Origin of the sequence: Ferruginibacter sp., from assembly GCF_014377975.1 — a bacterium.
Classification (GTDB): domain Bacteria; phylum Bacteroidota; class Bacteroidia; order Chitinophagales; family Chitinophagaceae; genus Ferruginibacter.
The window spans coordinates 17,463-28,089 of the sequence record NZ_JACMOO010000384.1; the positions used below are offsets into that span (position 1 = coordinate 17,463).

Annotated in this window: 14 protein-coding genes; 5 read left to right on the plus strand and 9 right to left on the minus strand. The window is 36.9% G+C overall.

The window, feature by feature from the left end; genetic code table 11:
• Positions 1 to 18: 18 nt before the first annotated feature.
• The gene (locus tag H7254_RS18940; RefSeq protein ID WP_301934464.1) at positions 19 to 1,476 is read right to left on the minus strand and encodes an ATP-binding protein; all 1,458 of its coding nucleotides are present in this window, start codon (positions 1,474 to 1,476) and stop codon (positions 19 to 21) included.
• A 277-nt stretch (positions 1,477 to 1,753) separates the two neighbouring features.
• Here H7254_RS18940 and H7254_RS18945 point away from each other — a divergent pair, with 277 nt between their 5' ends.
• The 5 genes from H7254_RS18945 (at position 1,754) to H7254_RS18965 (ending at position 4,656) form a co-directional block, all read left to right on the plus strand.
• The gene (locus tag H7254_RS18945) at positions 1,754 to 2,569 is read left to right on the plus strand and encodes a hypothetical protein (protein ID WP_301934465.1); all 816 of its coding nucleotides are present in this window, start codon (positions 1,754 to 1,756) and stop codon (positions 2,567 to 2,569) included.
• Between the two features lie 44 nt (positions 2,570 to 2,613).
• Entirely contained in the window at positions 2,614 to 3,381 is a 768-nt protein-coding gene (locus H7254_RS18950; RefSeq protein ID WP_301921564.1) for an exodeoxyribonuclease III, read from the plus strand.
• A gap of 206 nt (positions 3,382 to 3,587) precedes the next feature.
• On the plus strand, positions 3,588 to 3,893 hold the full coding sequence (locus H7254_RS18955) for a DUF4286 family protein (protein ID WP_301934466.1): 306 nt from the start codon (positions 3,588 to 3,590) through the stop codon (positions 3,891 to 3,893).
• A 293-nt stretch (positions 3,894 to 4,186) separates the two neighbouring features.
• The gene (locus H7254_RS18960) at positions 4,187 to 4,456 is read left to right on the plus strand and encodes an HU family DNA-binding protein (RefSeq protein WP_301934467.1); all 270 of its coding nucleotides are present in this window, start codon (positions 4,187 to 4,189) and stop codon (positions 4,454 to 4,456) included.
• A gap of 83 nt (positions 4,457 to 4,539) precedes the next feature.
• Complete coding sequence (locus tag H7254_RS18965) at positions 4,540 to 4,656, plus strand: 30S ribosomal protein THX (protein ID WP_301934468.1); 117 nt, start codon at positions 4,540 to 4,542, stop codon at positions 4,654 to 4,656.
• A 71-nt stretch (positions 4,657 to 4,727) separates the two neighbouring features.
• Here H7254_RS18965 and pdxH read toward each other — a convergent pair whose 3' ends face one another.
• The 8 genes from pdxH to rplM all read right to left on the minus strand — a co-directional run bounded on the left by pdxH (position 4,728) and on the right by rplM (position 10,589).
• A complete protein-coding gene (gene pdxH / locus H7254_RS18970; protein ID WP_301934469.1) occupies positions 4,728 to 5,369 on the minus strand; it encodes a pyridoxamine 5'-phosphate oxidase in 642 nt (213 codons plus the stop codon).
• A 201-nt stretch (positions 5,370 to 5,570) separates the two neighbouring features.
• Entirely contained in the window at positions 5,571 to 6,032 is a 462-nt protein-coding gene (locus tag H7254_RS18975) for a hypothetical protein (protein WP_301934470.1), read from the minus strand.
• A gap of 60 nt (positions 6,033 to 6,092) precedes the next feature.
• On the minus strand, positions 6,093 to 6,572 hold the full coding sequence (locus H7254_RS18980) for a hypothetical protein (RefSeq protein WP_301934471.1): 480 nt from the start codon (positions 6,570 to 6,572) through the stop codon (positions 6,093 to 6,095).
• A gap of 296 nt (positions 6,573 to 6,868) precedes the next feature.
• Entirely contained in the window at positions 6,869 to 7,582 is a 714-nt protein-coding gene (gene pyrH / locus H7254_RS18985; RefSeq protein WP_301924473.1) for a UMP kinase, read from the minus strand.
• A gap of 121 nt (positions 7,583 to 7,703) precedes the next feature.
• On the minus strand, positions 7,704 to 8,525 hold the full coding sequence (gene tsf, locus H7254_RS18990; RefSeq protein WP_301934472.1) for a translation elongation factor Ts: 822 nt from the start codon (positions 8,523 to 8,525) through the stop codon (positions 7,704 to 7,706).
• Positions 8,526 to 8,682: 157 nt separating this feature from the next.
• Positions 8,683 to 9,576: a 30S ribosomal protein S2 gene (rpsB, locus tag H7254_RS18995; RefSeq protein WP_301934473.1), complete on the minus strand. Its 894-nt coding sequence runs from the start codon at positions 9,574 to 9,576 to the stop codon at positions 8,683 to 8,685.
• 79 nt (positions 9,577 to 9,655) lie between these two features.
• On the minus strand, positions 9,656 to 10,045 hold the full coding sequence (gene rpsI / locus H7254_RS19000) for a 30S ribosomal protein S9 (RefSeq protein ID WP_301924476.1): 390 nt from the start codon (positions 10,043 to 10,045) through the stop codon (positions 9,656 to 9,658).
• 100 nt (positions 10,046 to 10,145) lie between these two features.
• Complete coding sequence (rplM, locus tag H7254_RS19005) at positions 10,146 to 10,589, minus strand: 50S ribosomal protein L13 (protein ID WP_301924477.1); 444 nt, start codon at positions 10,587 to 10,589, stop codon at positions 10,146 to 10,148.
• Positions 10,590 to 10,627 lie beyond the last annotated feature (38 nt).

The following is a 10,627-nucleotide window of genomic DNA, read 5'->3' on the forward strand; positions in this document are numbered from 1 at the left end:
TAGTTTTGGCTCAGGATATTATCCTTCTTTTTGCCAGGGAACAAACAACTGATCCAGGGAAATATATTGATCAATTAATCCAATACTGTTTTCATCAGGCTGTATGCCCATGTTTGTAATAAGCGTGATAAAGAGGTGTTTGTTGGTTTTTGTTTCCAGCCTGAAAATATTTTTCTTTTGTTGCAATGCCGCAGCATATTTTCTATCCAGCGAAAACTTATTTTCGTAAAACTTTATTTCACACAGGTTAATACAGTTATCCCTCCGGTTAATTACCAGGTCAATTTGTGCCCCGTCACTGCTGCTGTTTCTGTTACTTTTCCAAATAGATGTTTCACTATAAATGCCGTTAATTCCAAGCGCTATCTTCACCGCCGGGATGTGCTTGCTGCAGATACTTTCAAAGGCAAAACCACTCCAGCTTTTCCAGGCAGGTGTATCGCTTAGCCGTGCCCAGGTACCTTTACTGCCGCCGCGGTTAGGCTCCATAAATTTTAAATAAAATATGGAGTACTCATCGGTAAGTTTATAAATACTGTCTTTCATTTTTTTTCCCATGGGTATATATGGAGTAATAAAACCTGAAGCAGATAATTCTTCCAGCAAATTAGTAGTACTACCGCCACTTTGTAATTTACACACCCTTATAATTTCATTGCGGCTTAAACCCATTGGTTTTGCCGCCAATGCCCTTATCACCTTAAAATGCCGGTCGGCAGCATCAAATAAAGCCTTGTACAGATCAGTAAATTCATTGTATAAAAACCCGCTTTTAGTAAAACACGCTTTTTCTATAATCTGCACTGCACTTTGTCCTGCAGAAGCCTGGTTTAAATAATGAGGCACTCCGCCAAAAGCCATATACAATTGCGTTACCTGATAACGGTTCAACTGAACATTCCGGCTCTTTAAAAAAGCTTCAGTTTCATACAAGGTAAAAGGCTGCAATGCAATTTTTTGTGTAATACGGTTGTGTAATCCACCTTTATTGCGAACTACATTTTGTATCATCCAGCTGGCGGCGGAACCGCAAAGGATAATGGCCAGGTTATTTTGCCTGCTTGCCCAGGTGTTCCAGAATTGTTCAAAGGCTGCTAAAAAATTTGATTTGGGCGTTTGCATCCACGGAAATTCATCCAGAAATAATACTGTTTTTTTTCGGCGCAATTTTTTCTGCATCAGTTTTGCTGTTAAATCAAAAGCAGCAAACCAGTCAACTGTAACAGGCAAATCAATATTATTATTTAACTGCTTTGCCAATGCCTGGCAATAACCGGTTAGCTGCACCGAAGTATCTACATTGTGTATACCAGAATATTCAAAAGAAATATGTTTTTGCAAACAATTGTGTATAAGGAATGTTTTACCAATTCTCCGGCGTCCATATACAACTGCCAAATCAGCAATACCATTTGCTAAAATGCCTTCCAGTAGTGCCTTTTCCTCCTCTCTTCCTATAATATTTATGTTTGTCATGATAATTATCCTAAGCCAAAAGTACATTTATTTAATAGATTTGGCTTATAATTTTAAATATATCCTGAGCCAAATGTGCTATTAAAATACATATTTGGCTCAGGATAGTTAAGTTCTAGTTGGTGAAGGCTAACATTGTCACAATCTGTACATTACTTTTGTATGTAACATTTAATGATGCCACCACGGCATTTAAAATACCTTCATCCGTAATAATTCAAACAAAATTATTTTCTTTTTTGCCTATTTTTGCAACATCATTAGAAAGTAAAATTAAATGACTAAAAAATTATTAATCCAATCTGTTGCCTTCATTTTTGTGTTATGTGTTATTCACTTTTCTGCCTTCGCCCAAAACAAAAAGAACGAAAGAAAAAAAGAATTCTATTTTTCCTGGGGATATAATAAAGAATGGTACACTAACAGTAGTGTTAAAATAGATCAGCCATCGCTTGGCAATCATTATGGTTTTGTAAACATCCACGGGCATGATCATCCCGGATGGGATGAAGGTTTGTTTACCAAAGCCCTTTCAATACCGCAATATAACTACCGCATTGGCCTTTTTGTAGATAAGAAAAATGGTATTGCATTTGAGATAAATTTTGATCATACTAAATTTATTTTTGCCGATCAGCAAGCCAGGATTAAAGGAACGCTCAACAAAAGAACTGTTGATACCATGGTAAATTTTCAGCATCCTGACTTTTATTATTACCTCAATAACGGCGCTAATTTTTTGTTGTTTAATGTTGTTAAACGCTGGCAGTGGTACATGACAGACAATGAAAAAATAAAGATTGATTTGTTAGCCAAAGCGGGAGTTGGGCCGGTTATTCCTCATGTTGAAAACAGGTTTTTCGGTAATTCCAATAAATCGGGTTTTCAGTTTGGTGGCTGGAACATGGGCATTGAGGGTGCTGTACGGGCTACGTTTTTTAATTATGTTTACTTAGAATATTGTAATAAATTAGATTATGCCCGTTACTCCAATTTAAAAGTGTATGAAGGCACAGCCAAACATGCTTTTGGCACTTATGAAATGATTCTGAACCTGGGATTTACTTTTCCGGTTGGAGGAAAAGTAAAATAACAAATGCTTACCTTGAATGTATAAACTACAATAAATTAAACCTCATGCGGATCATCTCATACAATGTAAATGGCATCCGTGCCGCTTTTAAAAAAGGTTTTATAGATTGGCTTAAAACCAATCCCGCCGATATCATTTGCCTGCAGGAAACAAAAGCCACTAAAGATGATGTGGACTTTAAACAACTGGATGAACTGGGTTTTCATCATCATTGGTTTAGTGCGCAAAAAAAGGGCTATAGCGGTGTTGCTATTTTCTCAAAAATAAAACCTGATAATGTAGTGATTGGTTGCGGCCTTCCTTCCAGCGATAACGAAGGCAGAATAATACAGGCAGATTTTGGCGATATCCGTTTAATCAATGCTTACTTTCCATCGGGTACTTCGGGTGAGGAAAGACAGGCTTTTAAATATGTTTGGCTGAATGAATTTCATGACTGGGTTAACACATTAAAAAAGCAATACCCCAAATTAATTTTAACCGGCGATTATAATATTGCTCACCAGGAAATAGATATTCATGACCCGAAAGGAAATAAAAATTCATCTGGATTTTTACCGCAGGAAAGAGAATGGATGACTAAATTTTTAGCAAGTGGCTGGATAGATACCTTCCGGGAATTTCACAAAGAACCCCATCGCTACAGCTGGTGGAGCCAACGTTTCCCCACGGTGCGTTTAAACAACAAAGGCTGGCGCATAGATTATATTACGGTTACAGAAGCCCTGAAAAATCAACTGGTAAGTGCAGACATTTATCCCGATGTAAAACACAGTGATCATTGCCCGGTTTACGTTGAAATAAAAAATTAAAGCAATTATTGTCCAGGCTTAAACAACTTTGTTAAACATTGTTGTGTCACCCGCTTGTACAAAGATAGCTCTGAGCAGCCGGTGTAAAATGGGGTATTATTGTTTATTCTTTTTAGTACCGGTAAAACAATCACTCATCTTTTAACCGGCACTTTAACTAAGTTTATTTCTTTCAAAAAAAGTGTGGAAGGACCAAAAAAAACACAATGATAATTTACAACGTTACTACCAAAGTAGATCCAGCCATAAAAAATGATTGGATTAACTGGATAAAAGCAGAGCACATACCAGACATTATTGCGACCGGTTGTTTTACCAATGCTATTATTGCACAACTGCTTGAAGTAGATGACTCCGAAGGACCGACCTATACGATACAATACCATGCAGAAAGTAAAGCACAATACAATTTTTACACAGAAAAATTTGCTGCTGTTATGCGCCAAAAAGCATTTGATAAATGGGGCAATAAATTCATTGCGTTTCGTTCATTAATGCAGGTTGTTAACTAATTGTGCAAAATAAAAAGATGGTTTTATTTAAACAAATTTGTTTGTGTAGTAATGGGAAAACCGCACGGGTATTGGTTGTTTAGGTTGTAAACCTCTGAAACCCCTGCCCACACTGAATTTTGTCATTTCATCAAAATTTTAATAATCCGGTTTGTTGTTTTCAAAATACGTAAATCCCTTATTCCTTATGGTTTTCAGCGGTTTACTACTAATAAATTTTGATAGAAATAATTTTGTTGCAATGAAAAAGCTTTTATATTTGTTGCAGTTAAATTAATTTCAAAAATATAATTATGAACAAAGCAGAATTAATTACAAAAATTGCTGAAGATGCTGGCATTACAAAAACACAAGCTAATGCAACTTTAGACTCTTTTGTAGAAGCAGTTACAAAAACTTTAAAAGGAAATGGTAAAGTAACTTTAGTTGGTTTCGGTACTTTTTCTGTATCAAAAAGAGCAGCCCGTAATGGCCGTAACCCACAAACAGGTGCTGTTATTAAAATCAAAGCTAAAAAAGTAGCCAAATTTAAAGCCGGTAAAGAACTGTCAGGTAAATTGTAGTGTTTGTCATAACACATTAAAAAGCAAGACGTACTACGGTCTTGCTTTTTTCATCTTATTCAATAAATTAAAAAATAAATATTATGGGACGCGGAGATATCAAAACCAAAAAAGGTAAAATCACCAAAGGTTCTTTTGGCAAATCAAGGCCATCAAAGCCTGCAAAAAAAATTGTAACGCCGAAGGCCAAGGAAGCCTGATAAAATAGCAGCTGATAACGGATAGTTGTTGCTTTTTTTAAAAACTGCAATTATCCATTATCATTTTTTATTTACGGAGCAAGGCGTTCAATTTTCCAGGTTTTATTTTCCTGAATCGTATATTGTAAACGGTCATGTAAACGGCTCTGCCTTCCCTGCCAAAATTCTACCAGTTGCGGCTTCAGGCGATAGCCTCCCCAATGTTTCGGCCGTTGTAAGGGATTTTGTTCAAATTGCCGGGTATATTTCAGTACGTTTGCATCAAGCACTTCCCTGCCTGATATTACAGTACTTTGCGGAGAAGCCCATGCTCCAACCTGGCTTCCAGGCGGTCTTGATAAAAAATACGCATCGCTTTCTTCACTGCTTATTTTTTCAATTGTTCCTTCCAGTCTTATCTGGCGCTCCAGTTCTTTCCAAAAAAATACCATACAGGCTTGTGCGTTTACCTGCAATTCTTTTCCTTTATTGCTTTCGTAATTTGTAAAAAAAACGAATCCATTTTCATCATACCCCTTCAGCAAAACAATCCTCGCAGAGGGTTTACCATTAGGTGTTGCAGTAGCCAGGGTCATAGCATTTACCTCGTCAATTTTACTGGATGTAGCTTCCTGCCACCATTTACCAAATTGTTGTATGGCATTGCGTTCAACATCTTTTTCGTTTAATGTTTTCAGCATGTACTCTTTCCTTATTTCAGCTATGCTATCCATATTGTAATTTTTTTTTTGCAAATTTCTGCTAATTAAGTCAAACAAAAAACAAGCCGTTTCATAAGTTATAAAATTTCACACAACGCTACAAAGTACACAAAGGGTTGCCTGTTGACTGCGACACTTCTGTAACTTGGTATTCTTTGCGATCTTTGTGTGAAATGTACTTTTGAAACAGCCTCTGTACAAAACAAATATATTTTATAAGGAGTTTTCTTTGCTTTTTGTTTCGATACTATTGTTCAAATGATCGGTTCCTGCTTTTATACTGTCGCCGGGAGATTTATAAAAATAAACAGCAATCAGTACAACAATGGCTGCAAGGAAAGTAAGATAAAATCCAATGTTGAAAAGAGACCCGGTAAAACTTTCGGAGTCATCAATAATATACCAGAGCATAATAAAAGTAGCCAATGCGCCTGCCATTAAAACAATAAGCCAATTTGTTTTTCCCAGGTTGCTGGTGCGGTTTCCAGAATATGTCAATACACCAGAAACTACAAAGCAAATAAAAACTAAAATTCCTTTGTCGTGCATTCCATTTAAGCTGCTGCTGATGCCGAAAAATGATATGTTTATCCACGGTAAAAACAGAGCGATACAGCCAACTGCAGAAGCACCTAAAATAATTTTTCTTTGTTTACTCATCGTTTCAAAATTCATATAATAAATTTAGAAACTTAAAGTATGCAAATTGGAGTAAATATGCAATGATCAGTAAATTTACTCTTTTAGTTTTGCGAGTACTTTCCATTCATCTCTTTCCTGTTCAGCATCAGCCAGCAGGCTTTCCAGCTCTGCAACACGGCCCGATTGCTGTTGCAATAAAAGATTACGGTTTTTTAATTCCTGTAACTGGGATTGAAGATCGGATAGCTGTGTTTGTAAGTAAGTAAATTGCTGCTGATGTTCGATAAGCTGATGGCTCAAATCATTCCGCAGGCTATGTGGCTGGAAACTTCCGGGATTAAAAGCAATAATTTTATCTATCGAAACCTGTAAATTTTCTAATTCCATTACCTGCTCATCAAGCCGGCTTTTTACATCGCTGTTTTCATTCATCTGCAGCTTTAATTCCTGAATTATTTTTTGCCTGCTGGCAGCAATAAACTCACATTCGTTTATCCTTTCTTTCAAACTTTCGTTTTCTGCTACCAGGTATTTTATTTTGTTTATTAAACTTTGATTATCGAAATTATCCATATTTTATATCTGCTGCATCAATGAAGAATTCTTTAAAATACGCTTTCAATTTTTATATAAATGGAGATTAATTTTTAGAAAATAAATTGCAGTAATATACAATTTGTGAAGACGAAAATCACGCTAAAGCAAAGTTGAAAAATTTGTTTTAAAGAGGATGAAAATTTATGTTAAACATACCAGGTTATTCAACAAGGAAGAATAACCTGGTATACCAAATAATAAAAGAAATTCAGAATGAGTTTTAAAAAAAAGCTTACAGTATTACTGCGAAAGCTTTTTATTATAATTATTTTTTAACCTTTTACCAGGGTACCAACCCTGTCTCCTGTTACAACTTTTAATAAATTTCCTTCCTTGTTCATATCAAAAACAATGATGGGTAATTCGTTTTCCATGCATAAAGTAAACGCAGTCATATCCATTACCTTCAGGTTTTTGCTAATGCATTCATTAAATGTAATGTTTTCAAATTTGGTGGCATTCGCATCTTTTTCAGGGTCTGCTGTATAAATGCCATCCACCCTGGTACCTTTTAAAATAACATCTGCTTTAATTTCAATTGCTCTTAAGGAGCCCGCCGTATCGGTAGTAAAATAGGGGTTGCCGGTACCTGCACCAAATATAACCACCCTTCCCTTTTCAAGGTGTCGCATTGCCCTGCGACGGATATATGACTCGGCAATTTGTTCCATTTTGATTGCGCTTTGTAAACGGGTATATACGCCTGCCTTTTCAAGACCGCTTTGCAAAGCCATTCCATTAATTACGGTTGCCAGCATGCCCATATAATCTCCCTGTGCCCGCTCAATGCCCGTTTCAGCTTCGTTCATACCACGATAAATATTGCCTCCGCCTATAACTATGGCCACTTGTATCCCTAACTCTGTAATGCTTTTAATCTCCCTGGCATACCTGGCTATCACATTGCTGTCTAACCCAAAATTTTTATCGCCCATTAAAGATTCACCGGAAAGTTTTAAAAGAATTCGTTTGTACTTTGGCAGCATAAGCAGGATTTTTTTGCCTTGCGAAGATAGAGTTTTTATACTGTCTGTATAAAATTTAAAGAATGAATGACATAAAAAAAGCGAAACTTTCGTTTCGCTTTTCAAAAATATATTTGCGTAATTAACCTAATGCTACTCTTTTAAATTCAGTAATTTTTAAATCAGCATTTACCCCTTTCAGGTAATCGGCAACAGATTTACTGTTATCTTTTACAAAGGCCTGCGCCAGTAAGGTATTATCTTTAAAAAATTTATTTACTTTACCGATAGCAATTTTTTCAGCCATTTCTGCGGGCTTGCCTTCGGCTTTAATTTGTTCAATGGCAATTTCCCTTTCTCTCGCAATTGTTTCAGGGGCGATAGAGCTTTCATCAATGGCCAGCGGATTCATTGCAGCAATTTGCATAGCTACATCTTTACCAGCATCAACAGCATCTTTATTAAAACCTACCAACACACCCATACGGTTAGCACCGTGAATGTAAGAAGCAACATACGCAGCATCCACCCTTTCAAATTTAATAGCAATTTTTTCGCCAATGGCAGCTAATTTATCATTGATCATTTCAGATACTTTTGTACCATTGATCTGTACTTCATTTAACGCTTCTGCACTTTGTACATTGTGCTCAATTGCTGCATCCATAATACTTTGAGCAAATGCTACAAACTCTGCATTCTTGCTAACAAAATCAGTTTCGCAACTGATGCAAACAATCATACCTGTTGAATGATCAGCAGTAGTTTTTGCCAGTATTACTCCTTCTTTAGCTTCCCTGTCGCTGCGTTTGGCAGCTATTTTTTGTCCTTGTTTACGTAACCAGTCAATGGCTGCTTCAAAATCACCATTGCTTTCGGTTAATGCTTTGCGGCAGTCCAGCATGCCGGCTCCTGTTGTTTGGCGCAGCTTATTGATATCTGCTGCAGTAATTGTTGCGCTCATAATAATATTTTTAACTACAAAAATTCACCCGTTTTTACACAAATGAATTTTTACAGAATTGTAAGATTTTTATTTAAAGAACTAAAAAAGAACTGAATTACAAAAAGAGGATCAGTCATTTTACAATAGACAAATTATCTTCTGTGTGTGTTCTTTGTTATCTTGGTCCACCACTACCACCACCGGCTGCGGGCCTTCTGCCACCTGCACTTGGTCCGGGTACACGACGCTTAGTTGGTGCAGCTCCTCTTGCTCTTTTATTTCTATCGTCACTGCTATCTGCCTTTTGCTCAAAACGTGCAGCTTTAGCTTCTGCTGTTTCATCGCTGTCGTTGCTGTTATCGTCGTCATCTTTTTCTGCCAAACGCTCTGCCAAACCTTCTGCAATTGCAGCAGCAATATAGTTAACAATAATAGCGATTGACTTGGTTGCATCATCATTTGCAGGGATTGCAAACTCCACTTTATTAGGATCACAGTTGGTATCTACCATACCAAAAGTGGTGATATTTAAACGTCTTGCCTCAGCCAGTGCAATGTGCTCGTGGCCTATATCCACTAAAAATAACGCAGCGGGTACACGACTGATTGCAGCAATACCGCCCAATACTTTTTCCATCTTATCCTTGTCACGGGTAAGTGTTAAACGTTCTTTTTTGGTAAGATTATCAATGCTTCCGTCGTTCAGCATTTTTTCGATGCTCTGCATTTTTTTAACACTTTTACGAACGGTATTAAAATTGGTAAGCATACCACCCAGCCAGCGTTCTGTAACGTACGGCATGTTGATGCGCTTTGCACAATCAGAAACGATTTCTTTTGCCTGCTTTTTTGTAGCTACAAACATTATTTTTTTACCGCTTTTTGCAATAGATTTTAATGCAGCAGCTGTTTCCTGTAAACCTTCTACGGTTTTGTTCAGGTCAATAATGTGGATACCTTTTTTCTCAGCAAAAATGTAAGGCAACATTTTTGGATTCCACTTCTTTTTTAAGTGACCAAAGTGAACACCGGCTTCAAGAAGTTGCTGTTGTAAGGAAGTATTTTCCATTGTAATATTTTGAAGATTTGAAAAGTTGAAAATTTTAAAACGAAATGCCATTTGTTCTCCGTTGAAGCGGAGATAAGACCTAACGTTTGCTGAACTGGAAGCTCTTTCTTGCTTTTTTACGACCTGGTTTTTTACGCTCAACAGAACGCGGGTCACGCTTAAGCATGCCTGCTGCCTTTAATACCGGACGATAGTCTGCACTTACTTCAAGCAATGCACGTGCAATGCCTAATTTAGCGGCTTCGGCCTGGCCTTTAATGCCACCGCCCTGGGCGTTGATAACGATATCAAATTTGTCAGTTGATTCAACAACTTTAAGTGGAGATTCTACCTGGTTCTGAAGGTAAACCAATGAAAAGTAATTTTTATAATCCTTACCATTGATAGTTATTTTACCATCTCCCTTGCTTAAGAAAACACGGGTTACAGCTTCTTTACGACGGCCAACTGCGTTTTTTTGCTTTTCCATTTATTTAATTTGAAAATTTAAAAATTTGAAAATTTGAAAATGAAAACTTCAAATAGTCTACTTTATATTATTTTTTTAATCCCCTGCAAGAAATAGGATTTTAGAATTTTAATTCGGCTGGTTTTTGAGCACTGTGCTGATGTGCACCACCTGCGTATACAAAAAGTTTTTTGTACATTTTACGACCCAGGCGATTTTTAGGCAACATTCCTTTGATCGCTCTTTCGATGATTACTTCTGGTCTGCGTTTCAACAGATCTTTAGCAATTTCTTCTTTACGGCCACCGGGGTAACCACTAAAGTTGTCATATACTTTTTCATCCATTTTATTGCCGGTCAGTTTAACCTTTTCGCAATTAATTACAATCACATAATCTCCACAATCAACGTGTGGAGTGTAATAGGCTTTGTTCTTACCACGAAGAACGGCTGCAATTTTAGAACACATACGGCCAACGGTTTGATTAGTACCATCTATTACATACCAGTTGTGTGTAACGGTAGCCTCGTTCGCATGTTTGGTGGTGAAATGTAGTTTACTCATTTGTATTTTTTTTTAAGTGATGCCTTCGCTATCCCGAA